Origin of the sequence: Yoonia sp. 67-2, assembly GCF_035117555.1 — a bacterium.
Classification (GTDB): domain Bacteria; phylum Pseudomonadota; class Alphaproteobacteria; order Rhodobacterales; family Rhodobacteraceae; genus Yoonia.
In genome coordinates this window covers 1-18,603 of the sequence record NZ_JAYKPK010000012.1, presented here as the reverse complement: position 1 = coordinate 18,603, position 18,603 = coordinate 1, and the positions used below count along the sequence as shown (strand labels likewise).

The 18,603-nt window shown below is 60.0% G+C and carries 20 protein-coding genes and 1 pseudogene; 9 read left to right on the top strand and 12 right to left on the bottom strand.

The window, feature by feature from the left end:
* Positions 1–20 precede the first annotated feature (20 nt).
* Genes VOY09_RS16505 through VOY09_RS16490 form a run of 4 tightly spaced genes read left to right on the top strand, consistent with a single transcriptional unit; the run spans position 21 to position 4,292 of the window.
* The gene (locus tag VOY09_RS16505; RefSeq protein WP_322895531.1) at positions 21–1,559 is read left to right on the top strand and encodes a sugar ABC transporter ATP-binding protein; all 1,539 of its coding nucleotides are present in this window, start codon (positions 21–23) and stop codon (positions 1,557–1,559) included.
* Positions 1,556–2,521 carry an ABC transporter permease gene (locus tag VOY09_RS16500; protein WP_322895532.1) on the top strand — a complete coding sequence of 322 codons (966 nt, stop codon included), beginning with the start codon at positions 1,556–1,558 and terminating at the stop codon, positions 2,519–2,521. Before VOY09_RS16505 ends, VOY09_RS16500 begins: the two co-directional genes overlap by 4 nt.
* A gap of 27 nt (positions 2,522–2,548) precedes the next feature.
* Complete coding sequence (locus VOY09_RS16495; RefSeq protein WP_322895533.1) at positions 2,549–3,409, top strand: MurR/RpiR family transcriptional regulator; 861 nt, start codon at positions 2,549–2,551, stop codon at positions 3,407–3,409.
* A 19-nt stretch (positions 3,410–3,428) separates the two neighbouring features.
* Complete coding sequence (locus VOY09_RS16490) at positions 3,429–4,292, top strand: ribokinase (protein WP_322895534.1); 864 nt, start codon at positions 3,429–3,431, stop codon at positions 4,290–4,292.
* 42 nt (positions 4,293–4,334) lie between these two features.
* Here VOY09_RS16490 and scpB read toward each other — a convergent pair whose 3' ends face one another.
* From scpB to VOY09_RS16470, 4 genes are all read right to left on the bottom strand, one after another.
* The gene (scpB, locus tag VOY09_RS16485) at positions 4,335–4,868 is read right to left on the bottom strand and encodes an SMC-Scp complex subunit ScpB (RefSeq protein WP_322895622.1); all 534 of its coding nucleotides are present in this window, start codon (positions 4,866–4,868) and stop codon (positions 4,335–4,337) included.
* Between the two features lie 62 nt (positions 4,869–4,930).
* Positions 4,931–5,815, bottom strand: a complete 885-nt coding sequence (locus tag VOY09_RS16480; protein WP_322895535.1) for a DUF1403 family protein — start codon at positions 5,813–5,815, stop codon at positions 4,931–4,933.
* Positions 5,816–5,977: 162 nt separating this feature from the next.
* Positions 5,978–6,271, bottom strand: a complete 294-nt coding sequence (locus tag VOY09_RS16475) for a CcdB family protein (RefSeq protein WP_322895536.1) — start codon at positions 6,269–6,271, stop codon at positions 5,978–5,980.
* A 12-nt stretch (positions 6,272–6,283) separates the two neighbouring features.
* A complete protein-coding gene (locus tag VOY09_RS16470) occupies positions 6,284–6,505 on the bottom strand; it encodes a type II toxin-antitoxin system CcdA family antitoxin (RefSeq protein ID WP_322895537.1) in 222 nt (73 codons plus the stop codon).
* Positions 6,506–6,570: 65 nt separating this feature from the next.
* Between VOY09_RS16470 and VOY09_RS16465 the strand changes: the two genes are divergently transcribed.
* The gene (locus tag VOY09_RS16465) at positions 6,571–7,569 is read left to right on the top strand and encodes a tyrosine-type recombinase/integrase (protein ID WP_322895624.1); all 999 of its coding nucleotides are present in this window, start codon (positions 6,571–6,573) and stop codon (positions 7,567–7,569) included.
* A gap of 81 nt (positions 7,570–7,650) precedes the next feature.
* Here the strand turns inward: VOY09_RS16465 and VOY09_RS16460 are convergent, their stop codons facing one another.
* Positions 7,651–8,724, bottom strand: a complete 1,074-nt coding sequence (locus tag VOY09_RS16460) for a Fic family protein (RefSeq protein ID WP_322895538.1) — start codon at positions 8,722–8,724, stop codon at positions 7,651–7,653.
* A 92-nt stretch (positions 8,725–8,816) separates the two neighbouring features.
* On the opposite strand from VOY09_RS16460, the pseudogene VOY09_RS16455 reads away from it, so the two are divergent.
* Positions 8,817–8,936, top strand: a pseudogene (locus VOY09_RS16455) (recombinase family protein); the annotation flags it as partial.
* A gap of 45 nt (positions 8,937–8,981) precedes the next feature.
* On the opposite strand, the gene VOY09_RS16450 reads toward VOY09_RS16455, so the two are convergent.
* From VOY09_RS16450 to repA, 6 genes are all read right to left on the bottom strand, one after another.
* The gene (locus VOY09_RS16450) at positions 8,982–9,389 is read right to left on the bottom strand and encodes a type II toxin-antitoxin system VapC family toxin (RefSeq protein WP_322895539.1); all 408 of its coding nucleotides are present in this window, start codon (positions 9,387–9,389) and stop codon (positions 8,982–8,984) included.
* Positions 9,386–9,628 (bottom strand): type II toxin-antitoxin system Phd/YefM family antitoxin, encoded by a 243-nt coding sequence (locus tag VOY09_RS16445; RefSeq protein WP_322895540.1) that lies wholly within the window; start codon positions 9,626–9,628, stop codon positions 9,386–9,388. Before VOY09_RS16445 ends, VOY09_RS16450 begins: the two co-directional genes overlap by 4 nt.
* A 109-nt stretch (positions 9,629–9,737) precedes the next feature.
* Positions 9,738–10,655 carry a ParB/RepB/Spo0J family partition protein gene (locus VOY09_RS16440; protein ID WP_322895541.1) on the bottom strand — a complete coding sequence of 306 codons (918 nt, stop codon included), beginning with the start codon at positions 10,653–10,655 and terminating at the stop codon, positions 9,738–9,740.
* Between the two features lie 115 nt (positions 10,656–10,770).
* Positions 10,771–11,838, bottom strand: a complete 1,068-nt coding sequence (repC, locus tag VOY09_RS16435; protein WP_322895542.1) for a plasmid replication protein RepC — start codon at positions 11,836–11,838, stop codon at positions 10,771–10,773.
* 230 nt (positions 11,839–12,068) lie between these two features.
* The gene (gene repB, locus VOY09_RS16430) at positions 12,069–13,022 is read right to left on the bottom strand and encodes a plasmid partitioning protein RepB (protein WP_322895543.1); all 954 of its coding nucleotides are present in this window, start codon (positions 13,020–13,022) and stop codon (positions 12,069–12,071) included.
* The gene (repA, locus tag VOY09_RS16425; RefSeq protein WP_322895544.1) at positions 13,022–14,221 is read right to left on the bottom strand and encodes a plasmid partitioning protein RepA; all 1,200 of its coding nucleotides are present in this window, start codon (positions 14,219–14,221) and stop codon (positions 13,022–13,024) included. The genes repB and repA overlap by 1 nt, the downstream gene beginning before the upstream one ends.
* Before the next feature lie 466 nt (positions 14,222–14,687).
* On the opposite strand from repA, the gene VOY09_RS16420 reads away from it, so the two are divergent.
* Positions 14,688–15,137: a cell wall hydrolase gene (locus VOY09_RS16420; protein ID WP_322895545.1), complete on the top strand. Its 450-nt coding sequence runs from the start codon at positions 14,688–14,690 to the stop codon at positions 15,135–15,137.
* A 25-nt stretch (positions 15,138–15,162) separates the two neighbouring features.
* Here the strand turns inward: VOY09_RS16420 and VOY09_RS16415 are convergent, their stop codons facing one another.
* Entirely contained in the window at positions 15,163–15,519 is a 357-nt protein-coding gene (locus VOY09_RS16415; protein WP_322895546.1) for a hypothetical protein, read from the bottom strand.
* Between the two features lie 357 nt (positions 15,520–15,876).
* On the opposite strand from VOY09_RS16415, the gene VOY09_RS16410 reads away from it, so the two are divergent.
* The gene (locus VOY09_RS16410; RefSeq protein ID WP_322895547.1) at positions 15,877–17,394 is read left to right on the top strand and encodes an ABC-F family ATP-binding cassette domain-containing protein; all 1,518 of its coding nucleotides are present in this window, start codon (positions 15,877–15,879) and stop codon (positions 17,392–17,394) included.
* Positions 17,395–17,794: 400 nt separating this feature from the next.
* Positions 17,795–18,603: aldo/keto reductase (locus VOY09_RS16405; protein WP_323811295.1), on the top strand; the 809-nt coding region annotated here is incomplete at its 3' end.

Here is an 18,603-nt window from a genome sequence, read left to right as displayed (position 1 = left end):
GGCAACGCGAAAGTAACCACATGACAAATTCTGCAAGCCGGTTGTCGCTGGTCGGCGTCACCAAAGAATTTCCGGGTATCCGCGCCCTGGACGACGTCAGTTTCGATGTCCGCCCGGGCGAGGTGCATGGCCTGCTGGGTGAAAACGGTGCCGGTAAATCGACAATGCTGAATATCCTGTCCGCCGTGTTTCAGGCGACCGCAGGGCAGATCATCATTGACGGCCAGCCGGTGACCCTGAACCGCCCGGCCGATGCGCGCGCCGCAGGCATCGCGATGATCCATCAGGAATTGCAGCATATCCCACAGCTGAGCGTCGCGCAGAACCTGTTTCTGGGTCGCCCGCTGACAAAGGCAGGGGGCCTGCTTGTCGACCGCCGCGCACAGGAACGCCGGGCGCGCGATTTGCTCGCCGATCTGGACCCCCGCATTGATCCGCGCGCGCCGATCCACACGCTCAAGGTCGCCCAGCAGCAGATCGTCGAGATTGCCCGCGCCTTGCTGGATGATGCACGGATCATCGCAATGGATGAACCGACATCCTCCCTGACCCCGTCCGAATTTGAAAGCCTTGCCGCCTTGATCGCGCGGCTTGCCGGGCGGGGCGTGTCGGTGATTTACGTCTCGCACAAGATGGACGAGGTGTTCCGCGTCTGCGACCGTGCCACGATCCTCCGCGACGGGAAATTCATCGATACCGTTGATCTGGCGCAAACAACCGAAGATCAGGTCGTCGCCCGCATGGTCGGCCGCGATATCCTGCAGGAAACCCATGTCAGCCATGCCCGCCCGAAACCAGTGATGCAGGTCGAGGCGCTGTCCGACGGCGGCTTTATCCGCGACGCCAGTTTCACCCTGCATCAGGGCGAGGTTCTGGGTCTGGCCGGGCTGGTCGGTTCCGGCCGCACCGAATTGCTGCGTCTGATTGCGGGCATCGACCCTGTCAGCAGTGGCCGTGTCACGCTGCACGGCACAGCCGTCAATCTGCGCAGCCCCCGCCATGCGATCCGCGCGGGTATCGGTCTGGTGCCGGAAGAGCGCAAGAAAGACGGCATCGTGCGCGACCGCCCCGTCTCATCCAATATCGCCTTGCCCTGCATGTCCCGTTTCACCCGGTTCGGCCTGTTGCGCCGCCGGAAACTGCATGCGGAATCCACCGCGCTGATGCAGCGGATGGGCATGCGCCCGCCCGATGTCACCCGCGCCATCGGTACGTTTTCAGGCGGTAACCAGCAAAAGGCGATCATCGGTCGCTGGCTGGCCGCTGATGTAGATATCCTGTTGTTTGACGAACCGACGCGCGGCATTGATATCGGGGCGAAATCCGAAATCTACGACCTGATCGCGCAACTGGCCGAGGCGGGCAAGTCGATCATCGTCGTCAGTTCCGAAATGCCAGAGATCATGCGCCTGTCCGACCGGGTCATGGTGATGCGCGAAGGCCGCATTGCCGCCGTGCTTGACGGTGCTGACATTTCGGAAACCGCCATCGCGGCCTATGCCATCCCCAAGTCTGCAGCGACAGACCAACTGACCCCGTCTATGGAGGCCCAGCAATGACCCAGACACCCACAGCCGCCCTGCCCCGTTTTATCGCGCGTATCAATCTGCGCGACGCGGGGACATTCTTCGGCCTCATCCTGATTTTTGCGGTTTTTGCTGTGTTGAATCCGGTATTCCTCACCTCGCCTAATCTGATCAATATCCTGCAGCAATCGTCGATCAATGCTTGTATCGCGCTGGGGATGACCTTTGTGATCATTTCGGGCGGTATTGACCTGTCGGTCGGTCCTGCGGCTGCGATATCTGCGGTCGTCGGCGCGACCCTGATGGTCGCCGGTGTGCCGATCCCGCTGGCTGTGATCGGTGCGATCATGACCGGCATGGCCTGCGGGTTGTTCAGCGGCACGCTGATCGCGGTGGCCGGGTTGCAACCGTTCATCGTGACCTTGGGTGGCCTGTCGCTATACCGGGCATTGTCGCTGATCTTCACCGGCGGCAACCCAATATTCGGCATTCCGCCGGAATTCCGGCAGGCGATCAACGGGCTGGTGTTTGGCGTCCCGGTGCCGGTGATCATCGTGACCATTATCGCGGTCACCCTGTGGGTCGTGCTGAACCGGACACCTTTGGGCGAATATATCCTCGCCGTCGGCGGCAACCCCGAAGCAGCACGGATCGCCGGTGTTCCCGTCGTGCGCACCAAGATCACCGTCTATGTGCTATCTGGTGGCCTTGCGGCTGTGGCCGCGCTGATCCTGACGGGTCGTCTGGGTGCCGCGGACCCGACGATGGGCAATCTGTGGGAACTGGATGCCATCGCAGCCGCTGCGATTGGTGGGGCCTCGCTGATGGGTGGCAAAGGCTCTGTTGTCGGCACGATCATGGGGGCTGTCATTCTGGGCGGTCTGCGCAACGGACTGACCCTGATGAATGTGCAAGCGTTCTACCAGCTTCTGGCGACAGGTATTATCATCATCGTGGCAATGCTGATTGACCGTGCAACCCGCGGCAAAGCATAAAGGCTTGAAATCATAGGGCAGCACATCATGGAACGGAACGATCCGCGCACGATCGGCGCACAGATACGGATGCAGATGCCGTTTCTCACACCGCTCGAAGCGCGGGTCGTGGACAATATCACCGGGCGCAGTGATCTGAACCTGACCACCGCGCTGCGGCAAGTGTCAGAGGATGCCGGGGTCTCTGACGCGATGGTCGTCAAGATCGCAAAGAAACTGGGCTTCAACGGCTATCGTGACTTTCGCGAAGCGCTGGTGGTCTATCTGCAAACCGATGTCGCATCTCTGCACAATGAAATATCACCCGATGACAGCTCTGCCGATATCATCCGCAAAGTGTTCCAGACCGCAATGCAGGCGATCGAGGAAACCATGTCGATCCTTGATGTTGACGCCTTTGACCGCGCGGCGGACCTGTTGTTCAAAGCCCGGCAGCGCGATTTCTATGGCGTCGGTGGATCGGCGCAGATTGCGCGGGATGTGGCGCATAAATTCCTGCGGATCGGCCTGCGCGCGGGGGTGCAGGATGATCCGCATATGATGCTGATGTCCGCCACCTTGCTGGGGCCAGAGGATGTGGTCGTCGCCTTCAGCCACTCTGGTACCACATCGAACGTGATCGAGGCGGCGCGGCTGGCCCGCCAACAAGGCGCGCGCGTCATCGCGATCACCAATTACGCCAATGCGCCTTTGTCGGAACTGGCCGATATCGCATTATGTTCCACCGCACAGGGGTCACCTTTGCTGGGCGAAAATGCGGCGGCGCGGGTGGCACAACTCAACATCATGGACGCGGTTTTCGTCGCCGTCGCGCAGCGGGATCTCAAGCAAGCCGAAAGACAGCTGGCCCGCACCCAACAGGCGGTCGAAACCAAACGCCGCCGCTGAAAACATCCAAAGGAATACCATGACCCAAGCACATTGTGTCGTTGTCGGCAGCCTGCATTACGATATCGTTGTCTCCGCCCCACATCGCCCTGCAGCGGGTGAAACGGTGACTGGCTCCGCATGGCGGCCGGTGTTCGGCGGTAAAGGCGGCAACCAGGCGGCGGCTATCGCGGCAACAGGCATGCCGTGCCGGATGGTATCCGCCGTCGGCAACGACGATTTCGGGCTGTTCCTGCGCGACGGCCTGCGCAAGGCCGGTGTTGACGACAGCTATGTCGCCACTTTGCCTGACACCGGATCAGGGATGAGCGTTGCCATCATGGATGCCAGCGGCGATTATGGCGCGGTGATCGTGTCGGGTGCCAATCTGGCAATCGATCCGGGCGCACTGGATGATGATCCGCTGTGGCTGAACGCCAGCCATCTTGTCCTGCAAAGTGAAATCCCCGAGACCATGAACATTGCCGCCGCTCGGGTTGCACGCGCCCGCGGGATCAGTGTTGTGCTGAATGCCGCGCCCGCACGCGATATCTCTGACGGCTTTGCCGGTCTGATCGACATTTTGGTCGTCAACGCCGGTGAAGCGCAGGCGCTCTGCGGTGTCGATGTGAACTCACTCAGCGCCGCAGAAAACGCAGCCCGGATGCTGGCTCAAAAATTTGCAATCGCGGTCGTCACCGCAGGCGGCGACGGGGTCGCGGTTTGTGGCACCGACCTTACCTATTCGGAATCCGGCCATCAGGTGGACCTGATTAGCACACATGGCGCCGGCGATTGCTTTATCGGCGCGATGGTTGCCGGGCTGGCCAGAGGCGCGACCATGGCGCAAGCGGTCGGGCAAGCGAACCTTGCCGCTGCACGACACGTCTCAGCAAAACGTTGAAAAGCCACCGCCGCTGCAGCGCTGGGGGGCAGCGCAGCGCGATCAGCGGTCACCACGATCCGGCAATAAAACCATGCCCGCATCCGCCAACTGCTCGCTGTCCGGCAAATCCTGCAAACTCTCCAGCCCAAACACCACCAGAAACCTCTCCGTCGTCACAAACGTATAAGGCGCCCCGCGCTGGGGCGACCTTGGCCCGGTCCCGATCAGCCCCCACGCATGCAACCGCCCGATCAGGTCGCGGCTGATCTCCTTGCCGAAAATCTCCTTCAGCCCGTCGCGCGTGATCGGCTGGTGATAGGCAATGGCCGCCAGCACTGCGGTATCGAATGCGCTCAGGTCCAGCCCCTGATTTCCCACATCCGCTGCCGCGCGGATCGCAGGTGCATAGGCACCCCGCGTCCGGAACATCCAGCCCCCCGCGACCGCGGCGATCTCAAACGCCCGCCCCTCCAGATCAGCGGACAGATCCGCAATCAGCAAATCTACAGACACCCCCTGCCCCACCACGCGCGCCAAGTCTTCACGCGGCACCGGCGAGGCGCTGGCGAACAGCACCGCTTCGATCCGCCGCATCCATTCGCGCCAGCGCAATGCTGGCGGCAGGTCGGCCAATTCACGGTCCAGATCTGCCACCCTTACACTCCGTACAGCCGGAACGTATCCCGCCCGGTCAATTCACGCACAGCCCCCAGTGCGACGAGCCGGTCACACAACCGCCGCGCCGCGCGATCCGGCAAGGGCAAAGCCGCTGGCGCGACAGCATCCTGCGTCAGAAACATCGCCACCGCGTCACCCGCCCCTTTTGCGCGCAGTTTTGGCGCAACAGCCCGCAAATGCGCCGCCCGCCGCGCCAGATCGCTGGCCGTTCGCACAGCTTCAATCGCTGAAGCCGTCACCGCACGATAACAGGCCAGACGCAAATCATCGCCGCGCTTGCGCAAGTCAGCCCGCCTAAGACCCGCCGCCAATAACGGCACCAGATGATCCCACCCGAGCGCCTGCGCCAAGGCCGCATCCGCCAAAATCAGGGCAGGCACTTCGCCACGCGGCAGGTCCGTCAGAATGACCTCCAGCACCAGCGCGGCGCGGGTCACCGGCGCGCTCTGCCCCGCATCCAGCCAATACGCGATCTGATCCGCCGCGACTCCCTGCGTGGCCCGGTGCAGCGCTTTAACTGACGGCGGTCGCTCTACAGCGCGCTGCCACGCAAGACAGGTGTCCCCCGCAGGTCCAGGCAAATCGCCGGGGCGCAGCAGATGCACCGCATCGCGCAGTTCTGCGGAGCGTTCGGGACGACCCGAAAAGGCCACACAAGCCTCTGCCGCGCGCAGGGCGAGACGATTGCAAAGCAACGGCTTAGGGACCGCGTCATTTGACAGGATAAGGTGCAGATGGCTCAGCGCGGCACCTGCCACAAACGCCATATTTTCCAGGGATTCACCGCGACCAGATGTGACCCAGGGTGGCATCCGTGGCAGGCTGTCAAACTCGCTGATGTGGGGCGCAGGGGCAAAATTCATAGGCAAAGCCTAACCCGACGCAGCGCTTTACGCCAGTAGATTACGTACAAACCGCCTCAGCTTGTATTTCATAAGTATGTCCAATAATCTTGCATTATCGGACATATTGCGAGATGCTACAGATTAACCGCAAATCGCATGGGTTCTCAGCCAGACATGCCGTTAAATTCCATCAATCAGGATGTCCAAAGCACGCTTCAGCGCGTCGCGGTGCTCTGCCAGCGATCCTACGGGCTGTCGCAGCTCTGCCCCCGGCACTGCCGCGAGCTCCTGCACCCGGACGATCCAGATGGCCCCCTCTACCTCGACCCGTGGCGTCAGGCCGGGGAAGGCAACATAGCGCCCGGCGTCGCGCAGCGGGGCCACGATGCGCGAGGCATCGATGCCGATCAGATCGGTCTGCAGGTCCACGACAAGCTGCCCAGAGGCAAGACGGTACAGATCGAACTGGGCCATCCGGATCGGTGCCTAGAAGCTTCTGAACTGCGACAATGCGAGGCCATCCTGCGCGATCTCTTCCTCATAGGCGGCAATCGCCTTGCTGTTTTCTTCCCGCCAGCGGCGGTTTCTTTCCGCCTTAGACGCGTCGATAATCGCCGCCTCGGCCAAGCGGGACATATTCAGACCCAACGCGCGCGCGGTTTCCGCGACATTGGCGTCCAGCGTCAGATTGACCTTGACCCGTGCCATGATCGCCCTCTTGTATTATGCGTATGAAAAAGGAGGATATCTTGAAGCACGCCCCAGATCAAGACATGCCCGACACTATCGCCCTGCCCGCGCATGTGGCGGGGTCCGGCACGCTTGACCGGCTGGTCGATACCGCGCGGGATTATGCAAGGGCTGCAACATCCGATAATACGCTCACAGCCTATACAAAGGACTGGGAACATTTCACTCGCTGGTGCCGGATGCGGGGCGCGGACCCCCTGCCCCCGTCGCCGGAACTCGTTGGCCTCTATATCGCCGATCTGGCCGCGACCCTGTCCGCAGCCTCCATCGCGCGGCGCCTGTCGGGGCTGGGCTGGGGCTATCAGCAGCGTGGCTTTGCGCTGGACCGCAAGGATCGCCACATCGCGACCGTGCTGGCCGGGATCCGGCGCAAACATGCCCGACCGCCAGTGCAGAAAGAGGCGATCATGGCAGAGGATATCCGCGCGATGGTGACCACCCTGCCGCATGACCTACGCGGTTTGCGGGATCGTGCGATCCTGTTGATCGGCTTTGCGGGGGGGTTACGGCGGTCAGAGATCGTCAGCCTTGACCGGCACAAGGACGATACGCTGGACAGTGGCGGCTGGGTTGATCTGCTGGACGGTGGCGTGCTGATCACCCTGCGCGGCAAGACCGGCTGGCGCGAGGTGGAAATCGGACGCGGATCGTCCGAACAGACCTGCCCGGTGCATGCGCTGGAACAATGGCTGCATTTCGCAAAGATCGACTTCGGCCCGATCTTCACCGGCGTCACGCGCGATGGCAAACGTGCGCAGGAGACGCGGTTGAACGACAAACACATCGCCCGGCTGATCAAGGCCTGCGTGCTGAAGGCGGGGCTGCGGCCCGACCTGCCCGATGCGGAGCGGGTGAAGCTCTTTTCCGGCCATTCTTTGCGCGCGGGCCTCGCCAGCAGTGCCGAGGTGGATGAACGCTATGTTCAGAAACAGCTCGGCCATGCCAGCGCTGAGATGACCCGTCGTTATCAGCGCAGGCGCGACAGGTTCCGGGTGAACCTGACCAAGGCGGCGGGGTTGTGATCTGTGCTTTTGGTCCGGACAGGTGCAACTTATCTGTCCAGGGCAGAAAGGTCGAAACACGCCTTTGTCGAGACCCAGTTTCTATGAAACACTCAAAAGATATCGCGTTGATCTTCCGCCTTCAGTTCCTCTGAAAACTGCGCCAAGCGCCTCCAATTCAGCTAAGTCACGTGTGGCTGTCGCAAGTGATACGCCCGCTATCTTTGAATACGGGCCCGCGCTGATGCCCTCGGATATACGCCGATGTCCTTGTGCAAACAGGCGGCGCAAGACCTTCTCGCCCCGCTGTGGGAGTTTGGGAAAGCGCATAAAATACGCGTTACGCATGACCAGGAAGCGGGCCTCGGCCTCGGCCTCAATAATCCCAGCCGTCAGGCGCTCAAGGAACCACAAGACGAATAGTGTGGCATCAATATGATCGCCAGCCACCTTTCGCCCGGCCTGAAGTGCGCGGTAATAGCCTTGTTTATCAGCTTCGATCTGCCGCGACAAAGAGAACGGTAAGGCAGCATCTTGCGCAAAGATGTATTCGACAAGTGCGCGGCCAATCCGTCCATTTCCATCACTGAATGGATGAATCGACTCGAACCAAAGGTGGGCCAAAGCTGCACGAACCGGCAGCGGGCGAGTGTCAGATTGCAGGTTGGTCAAAAACTCTTGCATCATGTCAGCCACACGGTCCTGCGGCGGCGCCGCGTAAAGAACATCTTCCTTGCCGACACGCGCACCACGCACGATCATGATCGGGAAGCTGCGCCACCGCCCTTTATCTTCCAAGTCGACACCGTGAAACAAAAGTCGGTGCCAGTGAAACAGACGATCCTCGGATAAAGCCCCCTGCCCTTCTCTTGCTTCCAGCATCAGGGTTGCAATCGCGTCAGTGCGTCGTCGCGGTTCAGCACCCCGATGGGCCAGAGACGCCACGACGGATGCTTCGATATCCTCGGAACGAAGGGCCGCCCCCTCGATTGCGAAGCTGGCGACAGCTTCGTTTGTCACTGCGCGCAGAAATGTTTCGCGCCGCTCGTCCGCGGTCAGAGCCATTTGCAACCCTTTGATGGAGCCAAGACGCGCAGAAAAATCCGCGAGCGGGCCTTCGGTTGCTGCCGCATCATGTCGAAAGTTGGGCCACGCCGGTGTTTGCCAAATATCCATGAGGGGAATAGATCAGATATTCTCCTCATATTATATCTTTTTATGATGGGAATATGGAGGCTTTTCGCCTCATCTGAACCAGATCGAGAATGCAAGGCAAGTTCATGTTGCAAATGCTGGGGGCTGCGGCGGAGTTCGAGCGCCCCCTGATCGGGGGACGCACAAACGGCCGCGCGGGCGGCAACCGTGGACTGCGCGTCAAAGACCCTGCTGATCAATTGCGACTGCTGCCTCGCCCCCTGCCCTGCTGGATGGATTTATGCGAAGGGGTTTTCGATCATGGCACCCGTTGGCGTGAAATCATTGACGTTCCCTGTGACCACCACAGCGCCGTGGTGCAGCGCCGTCGCGGCGATCATCAGATCCGCGCCGGGATGGCCGATATCGGCAGACAGACGCCCCCAGATCCGTGCCTCCTCTGCCCGGAAGGGCAGCAGGCGATCCGAGAACAAAAGCATCGTGCGGTCGAGCCAGTTTTGCAGGTCACGCGCGAAGGCCGGGTCGCGGGTTTCCTGCTGCCGGATACCGCGTGCGATTTCGCCAAGGGTGATCGTGCTGAGGAAAAGGTCCTGTTCCGCTTTGCCGCGCAGCCATGCGGCGACCTGCGGGGCGCGGTCGGGGCGGCGCACAGCGGAAATGACATTGGTGTCGAGGATATAGATCAAAAGCTGACGTCGCGCGGTTTGGCCTGGGCGCGGGGCAGGTCATCGCCGGGAAAGGCCAGCAGGTGCTCGGCAAAGCTTTCACGTGCCTTTACCGCCCCGGCGAGGAGGCGGTGATAATCGTCGGCGGACAGGACGATCACGGCGGGTTTACCACGGCGCGTGACCTCTTGCGGGGTGCCGGCAAGGGCCGCATCGACGACGGCGCTGAATTTGTTCTTGGCGTCCTGAAGCGTCCACATTGCACGGGTCCTGATTGGCTAGCTATCTGGCTAGATAGATAAGCGCTGGAACGGGGTGCGTCAAGATCGGTGGGATGATCTTGCCAAAACCTTCCCCGCGGGGAAGGTTTCAGTCAAGTGCGGCCAGCAGACTTTTGATGCCTTGGGTGAGCTTGGCGCGGTCGATGGCGGTGAAATCAAGGTTCATTTTGACTGTCAGACCGCCCTGCCCTGCGATGCAGCGGATCTGGCCGAGGCTGAAGGTGGTGCGCTGGCTGTGCTTGAGAGGCTTGTTATGCGCGGGTTTCAGGCCTTCGGGGTCCGGGCCTGTGCCATCGGCAAAGGATCGCAGGATCGTCAATTCCTCGATAACGCTGCGATTGTTGTAGTCTTTCAGATGGGCGCGCAGGCGGCGGACCAAAGTCTCATCCTTTTTGATTTCCTTGTAGAGGGCCAGGCCAAGGCTGCGCGGCACTTCATGCGGGAATGACAGGATCGGACCAATAAGGGTCATCAGCCGGGCGAATTTGCGGATATAGCTGCGCCGTTGATAGCCTCCGGATTGAAACAAGACGGCGACGGCGGAATCGACATCTGTCGTGCTGGTTGTGGGGTCGGCGGCATAGATCTGCGCGGTCTTGGCCATTTCCGCGAAAGACAGGTCTTTGCGGATGATGTTTTCATCGACCATGCGGCGGTAGATTTTGGCGCGACCTTCCCCGCGGGGAAGGAATCCGGCGGGGATCGTTGCCCAAGCCTCGCCTTCTTCGGCAAGAAGCGTGCGGTAGGCTGACAGGCGGCGGTAGCCCTGCACGAGATCATAGCGGCCATCACTGCGTTCGACGACCTGGATCGGGTTGGACAGGCCGACCTCTTTGATCGAGGTGACCAGTTCTGAGAGTTCGTAATCGGGTCCGGTGTTCCGGTCGCGGATCAGCGCCTGCATGGTGATGGAGTCCAGCGGGATCATGTGGATGGTGAGGCCGGGTGTTTCGGTGGCTTTTGGCGTTGTGGCAGCGGGGCCGGTGAGGCGGATGAAAGTGGACATGCAAGGAGCCTTTTGTGAAAGTGCTTTTTTGCAGTTTACCTGTAGATCGCTTTCAAAATGGTTATGGCACCGTGCGTTGCCTGGGCGGATTGTCCGCGGACAATATTCTGGCTGGTCAAATTGTCCGCGGACAATGCTGTTGGGCGGCGAGCTGTCGGATCAGTTGTACAGGATCAAAGCCGCTGCTTTTGCTGCCGATGGTGATGGAACGGAAATAGGCACCGGCCTGTTTGATCCGTTCATGGAATTGCATCATGGCCCAGATTGTTGTGGCTGCGCCCAAAGGCCCGATATGATCCTGTGCGGCCTGATAGGTGTGGTTATCGATGCCGATCATTGGGGCGAGGGTGCGGGCATGGGTGATGACGTCTGCGAAAGACTCTACCTTATTCAAAGCATATTGGCTTGCCTCTGGGCAGGCAGCCAGCAGTTCGGTCACTGACAGGGCGGTTTGTTTTTTTTGCGGCTGCGGTTCTTTATCAATAAGTTCTTTATTTGAGTTCTGATGGTGGCGGACATTCTGGCTGTCTGCGGCGGACATTTGTGGTGTTTCGACATCTGTTTGTTCGGCGGGCAAGGGGGTGGTTGTGAGGCTTTTGAGGAGCGTTTCGCAATCGTCCAGCGTCAGTTTGCGGCGCAGCAGGCGGAGCGCCTGGGTGGCATCCGGATGATGTGGGTTGCTGGTGAGCAGGTCATTGGCGGTGGCGCGGATCTTGGTGCGCAGATAGGCGATCTGGTCCTGTGTGGCGGTGGCTTCAGCGGCCAGCGCGGCGATCCGGGGCAGGGCGTCATAAAGCGGGGACAGATCAAAGCCGAAACGCAGGATCGTGCCGGCGTGGCTGTTGGACTTGGTGAAGCGTTTGCGGTTGGGGCTGTCGTGGCGGGTGAGCAGGCCAGAATCCTGCAGGATCACCACATGCCGCCGGATCGTGCGGTCGGTGATGCCGTTGCGCCGGAAGGTCAGTGTCGCGTTCGAGGCAAAGACCGTGTGGTGTTTTCGCTTGGGCGGCAGGCAGGAGATCATGGCGTCAAGCGTTGCGATCACCGGCGGGGTCAGCCCGATCAGTGACGCGGCACGGCGCAGCAGATCGATGACGATGTGGCGGTCGGGAATCGTATTGTCCGCGGACAATACTGGATCGGTCCGCTCTCTGAACGAGGCGGCGGCGGGGATGAAAGCCATGTTTTTCTCACGACAACCGGGCGGGAAGACCCCCGATATTCACAATTTCCGGTGAAAAAGGCCGCAGAACATCATCAACCGAATCGGTTGTTGTTGACTGATGGGGAAAAGCTGGTAAACCTGTAGGTGCAAAGAACAGATCGGGCCTTCCTTGGGTGACCTTGGGGGGCTCTTTCTTTTTGGGTTGCTTTCGTGCTCCTGTGTTAGTGTTAACTGCGTCGATTGCTCAATCAGGTCTTGTCGCCTGTTTGCCACGCCGCATAGAGGCGCTTGAGCGTGGTTTCCGCATTTTCATGCATCCACCGGGCAAATTCGGGTGTCTGGGTCTTGGACAGTTTCAGCGTCAGGGCGCGGGCGGTATCGGTGACCTCGGCTAAGGGTGTGCCGTCATCGGCCAGCACTGACAGGGCAGGGGGCCGCTGCGTTGGCGCGCCCTTCCGGTGCTGCGTGGCGGCAGCGCTGAGGCGGGCGAAACGGTCGTCAGATTGCGCGATCTCGTCCAGGTTGAGTGCTTCGGCCAAGGCGGTCAGGTCGATCCCGTCATCGCGGACCAGATCGGCGAGGTCTTCCCAGCGGCGCCGACCGATGCCATGGGCGGAGCCGATGGATTGGATCACAGGTTCGGGGATCGCGCGGGCGACCTTGGTCATGCGCGACAGCATGGGTTTGTCGATGGCCAGCGCGTCGAGGATCACCGGCTGATCGTAGCCGGTATTGGCGAGTTCGGCGGCAAAGAGCGCCTTTTCGATGAAACTGGGGTCGAGCCGTTCGGCGTTTTCCTGACCTTGCGCCAGAACAGCCTCTGAATCCGACAGTGACCGGACGAGGGCCTTGGCGGGCAGGCCGAGGACGCGCAAGGCGCGCAGACGGCGGCGGCCATAGATGATCTGGAACAGGCCGGGCTGATCGGGGGCAGGGCGCACCATGATCGGCACTTGCTGGCCGTGCTGGCGGATGCTTTGCGCGAGGCTTGCAACATCGACGTCGCTGAAGGCGAGCCGGTCTTGCGGCCCGCCCTCGATGATCTGATCGACGGGGATGTCGCGCACGGCATTGCTGGACAGGTCCTTGAGCGTGGATTTCATGCCCGACATCGCACCCGTATTGGGAAACCGGCTGCGCGGTTCCGCCGGGGCGGTGGCATCTGGCGGGGCAGGGGGCTGGAACAGGTTACGGCGTGCCATCATTCAGCCTTTCTGCCCCATGCGGCCTGAATGGTTTTTTCAAACTCATCGGCAACGCCATTGACGCTTTCCAGAATCCGGTCGCGGGTTTTCTTGACCACCTGACCGGGGTCGAGTTCATAGATCGTCTGCTGCGTCATGCCTGCGTCGGAAATGGCGGTGGATTTCAGCATCGGGATGGTCAGCACCTGATCAAGCAGGATCGAGCGCAGAAACCCCGCCATCTGGGATTGCGGCACATCGGTCGGTTCGTAGCGCGCGATCAGGAATTTCAGGAAGGACCAGTCGATCGGGCCTGTCGCCTCTTCGAGTGTCTGGACAGTTTCTCCTGCCATTTCAAGGAATTGCGCCATTGAGGCCACGTCAAGCATGCTGGGGACGACGGTGATCAGCAATCCGGTCGAAGCGAGCAGGGCTGTCATCGTGGTGAAGCCCAGTTGTGGCGGGCAATCGATGATGACGATGTCATAATCAGCCTCGATTTCATCCAGCGCGATGGCCAGCCGCTGGGTAAACGGCGGGTCGAGTTTGTGTTGCAGCGCATAGGCCGTTTCGGTTTCATATTCCGAGAGCAGCAGGCCAGCTGGCGCGAGGTCGAGATTGTGGAAATAGGTTTTGCGCACGACGTCGCTGAGCGGGACCGGGTCCTGATATTTCAGCGCATCATAGATCGTGCCGGTCTCAGAAAATTCGATTTCCGGGCGATAGCCGAACATCGTGGTCAGGCTGGCCTGCGGGTCCATATCCACGGCCAGCACGCGGTAGCCGCGCAGGGCATAGCGCTGCGCCAGATGGATCGCGGTGGTGGTCTTGCTGGAGCCACCTTTGAAATTGACGATGGAGATGACCTGCAAGGTATCACCATCCCGCCTGCCGGGCAGGTAGGCGGCCCCATTGCGCCCGGTGCGGGCCATGACATGGCGGATCTGGTCAATTTCTTCGGCGGAATAAAGCCTGCGACCGCGTGGGTCGGTTTCAACCTCTGGGAAGTCACCTTCGAGATGGCGGGTCCGCAGATTGGACAGGCTGATGCCTGTCAATTCGGACACTTCGGCGGGTTGAAATTTGCGCAGGACCTTGCGGCTGTCGGGCTGAAAGCTGTTGCGCATATGCACATTCAACGCCTCGGACAGGCGGGTCGCATGGGCCGCAATCGTCGCCGCGATGGACTCTGCCTGCGGGGTTTGCTTGTCTGTCATCATGCTGCCCTTACGACCTCTTGCTGGGTCAATTTTGTTTCGTCGCAGGATCACGCGAATATTGCGTTTCTGCGTCAATGAAATCTTTTGCACGCAACTTGCCGTCAGGCAACAGTTTTTTGACGGGCCGGGTGTGGGGTGAGGTGATGCAGAAGTTCAGGAATAGGGTGTAAGTTAATGAAGTTAAAAGATATTTACAGCTATCTTCAAAGCGCACTCAATGCTTGGTATCTGCGCGTGGCTTTACCCCAAAGGGTTGTGGGTGCCTGTTGTGGCGAATCGTTGCCGGTCTGGTGAGCGCGGTCGATGAGGACAAAGAGGACGCGATGCCGCTTGCCTGCCGGGGGTTTTGGTGGAAACATTGGGGTCGATGATATCGGTCAATCGAAACTCTTGCAGGCCCGCCGGGTCGCGCCACGGATGTGGCGGTGCAAAGATCGCTTTGATCTTTTGCTGTCTTCTTGGCATGACGGCCTGCGGTCTGTTTTCGCGGTCCCCGAGCGAAGTCGAATGTCTGGCGCGGGCGATGTATTTCGAATCCATCAGGTCAAGCCGGGACGGGATGATCGCCGTTGGCAGTGTGGTGATGAACCGGGTGGAATCCGATGCCTATCCCGATACGATCTGCGGCGTGGTCAGCCAGAAGAATCAATTCGCGCCCGGTGTCATGACCAGAAAGATGGATGACAGGTCAGCGCCGCTTGCCATGGCCGCCGCGCAGGCGGTCTATCGCGGCGAGCGGCATCCCTATGTTGGCAATGCGCAATTTTTCCATGCGGCGACCTATCGGGCGAATTACAACAATATGCATTATGTCCTGACGACAGGCGGCAATGCCTTTTACGAAAGGCGCAGGCCCGCGCTTGTCACGTCCCCCCGGCCCGTGCCGCCGACCGAAGGGATCACAGGGCGGTGAGGTCTGTGGCTGGCGAATGGGGGTGTTACCCCTTGACCCCGGATGAGATCATCACCGCTTCGGTCACGCGGCGTTGGAAAATCAGATAGGCCAGCATCGCCACCGCCATGAGCCGGGCATAGGCCAGACCGAAAGCGTCATTCACTTGGGTGATGCCGACCGGGATCGTCATCATCTTTACCGTCCGATAGAAGAAGAACACCGCAAAGACGATCGCGAAAGTCGCGACCACGGTCAGCGCAACAAGGTTCTTTTTTGAACGCTTTTCGATCATCGCCATCGCATAGTCTCCGGTGAGGGAAAGGCGGGAAGGGGAGCCCGACATGGCAGTGACAGCAGAAACTTGGTTGGTGATGCCGCCGGTAATGAACGAAAACAGCACAGTCCCGGTCTCACAAACTTGCAACCATCAGGCCGTCATTGACGGAAGGGGTATCGGCTGCATTTCGCAAGCAAAAACTGTGCGTCGCTGATCCGGATGCTAAAGGGTACCAGCGATCACCTTCAAGAGCTGGTGCTGCGCGCCTCTTGCGACTTCCGGCCATGTTTCTTAAGCTGGTCCTATCGATCACAATTTCACAACGGGAGGGCACAAGCTGAGCATGCGTATCATCCGCCGACTTCAGCATGGTCCCCGTTTCGCCCTGTAAATGCGTTTGCAGGGCTGACCCGAGACACGACATCTCACTCGGTCTGCCCAGATGCCGCTTTGCGGCGACCTTTTTTGATCGAGTTTCCAATGACAATTCTGAACATCAATGCTTTGGGCGTGACCCTTGGCGATATTCTTTTCAAAGACCTGAGCCTGACGATCTCCAAAGGTGATCGCATCGGGCTGGTCGCCGCAAACGGACGCGGCAAAACGACACTCTTGAAATGCCTGGCTGACAAGTCTGACCAGACCACCGGAGATATTGTCCGCGCGCGTGGTTTGCGCATCGGATTTGTGGACCAGAATATACCGGACGAGGCCCTGTCCCGAACGTTATACGAATGGGTGTTGGCGGCCCTTCCCGGCGAACAGGCAGAATATGAAAGCTGGCGGGTGGATGTCGTGTTGGACGATCTGAGCGTGCCTTATGACATGCAGCATAAACCATTGAATGCACTGAGCGGTGGATGGCAACGGACGGCGATGCTTGCCGCGGCATGGATTGTCGAACCCGATATTCTGCTGTTGGATGAACCGACCAACCATCTGGACCTGAGGCGTATCGGATTGCTGCAAGACTGGCTTGCTGGTTTGCCGCGCGATGTGCCGGTCGTGATGACCTCGCATGACAGGGCGTTTCTGGATGCCACGACCAACCGGACGCTGTTTCTGCGGGTCGAAACGTCACGGGTGTTTCAGCTTCCCTTTACGGCCGCCCGCGACGCGCTTCATGAAGCAGACGCTGCCGACGAGCGGCGTTATGCGAATGATCTGAACAAAGCGCAGCAATTGCGTAAACAGGCTGCGAAGCTGAAGAATATCGGGATCAATTCGGGGTCTGATCTGCTGATCACAAAGACCAAGCAACTGAAGGACAAGGCTGCACGGATTGAGGAGGCCGCAAAGCCTGCCTATCAGGACCGCAGTGCAGGTGACATCAGGCTGGCAAACAGCGGCACCCATGCCAAGGCGTTGATAACGCTGGATGATGTCTCCGTTGCAACGCCGGATGGCCAGTTGCTCTACAAGACGGGACAAAAATGGATCTTGCCGGGTGACCGTATCGTGTTGCTTGGGTCCAACGGCACCGGAAAAACCCGGCTGGTCAAGGTGATACAAGATGCGCTGGATGGGTCCGGTGGTGCGGTGAAATGTGCGCCCACGGTTATTCCGGCTTATTCTGACCAGCATCTCAGCCAACTCTCTGACAATGATACGCCGATGACAGCAGTGACGGGGCAATTCGACATCGGCGATCAACGCGCGCGCGCCGCCTTGGCTGGGGCGGGTATGGCGATCCAGATGCAAGATACCAAGATTGGCGCCTTGTCCGGTGGACAGAAAGCACGTTTGGCGATGCTGGTTCTTCGGCTCAAGAACCCCAACTTTTACCTGCTTGATGAGCCGACAAACCACCTTGATATCGAAGGCCAAGAGGCACTTGAGGACGAGCTGATTGCGCGGGATGCATCATGCCTTCTCGTCAGCCATGATCGCAGCTTTCTGCGGAATGTCGGCAATAGGTTCTGGTGGATCAATGGCAAGAGATTGGAGGAGGTGGAAAGCCCTGAGCCTTTCTTGAACCGAGAAGCGGGCGCGCAATAGCTGCGTTGGAACAGTAAAGGACTGCAAAGCAGCGTCAGGTCAGAACCGGGCGCTACGACTTGTGCCGGGTTTGCTGACGGTTGATTGAAAACTGGATCAGGTGGGATCTAGGAAATCTCAAAACCTGATACCTTTGTCTTATGACCTCTCTCAGAATTGTGTTTGAAGGGCCCCGCCTTAAACTGTGACATACCCGGCCGCCGTGAGGTATTCCAGCATTGCTGTGGGTCAAAGATGTTGCCAAGCGCTTCTAACAGAGCCTCGCATGTTCTGGCTTCGATCCGTCGCAGGTGGGCTTTGAGTTTCAGGAAAGAGCGAGACGCGACCGCCACAATGGGGACTTGGAAGAGCCGCCCCAACAGCCTAAGGTCTGTCGCATACCAAAGCAGGGATGAGAGCTATGTCATTGACAATACGTGCCTTCGGATCGAGCGGCATTCACACGACCGCCATCGGGTTCGGGGCCTGGGCCATCGGTGGCACCTGGGGCGAAGTGACGGACGCGGACGCCAAGGCAACGCTGAACGCGACTCTCGACGCTGGGGTGACCTTTCTCGACACTGCCGATGTTTACGGCGACGGGCGGTCCGAGCGGCTGATCCGCGACGTGCTGGCCACCCGGTCCGGCCCGCGCCCCTTCGTCGCGACCAAGGCCGGACGGCGGTTGAACCCGCACGAGGCGCAAGGATATACCAAGGACAATCTGACGGCCTTCGTGGATCGCAGCCGCGACCATCTGGGCATGGATACGCTCGATCTTCTGCAGCTTCATTGTCCGCCGACAGCGGTCTATTACCGGCCTGAGGTGTTCCGCGCTTTGGATGCGCTTGTCGATGAGGGAAAGATTGCCCGCTATGGCGTCTCTGTCGAGAAGGTCGAAGAAGGGCTGAAGGCGATTGAATTTCCGAACGTTGCCTCTGTCCAGATCATCTACAATATGTTCCGCCAGCGTCCGGCCGAACTCTTTCTGAACGAAGCCCGGCGCCGCGGCGTGGCCGTCATCGTGCGCGTTCCCCTAGCCAGCGGGATGCTGACCGGCAAGATGACCCGCGAGACCGCATTCGCGCAGGACGATCACCGTAGCTTCAACCGCGACGGCAGCGCCTTCGACAAGGGCGAGACCTTTGCCGGCGTTCCTTATGATGTCGCTTTGGATGCTGTTGACGAGATCCGTCCGCTGGTGCCGGGCGGCGCGACCATGGCGCAGAT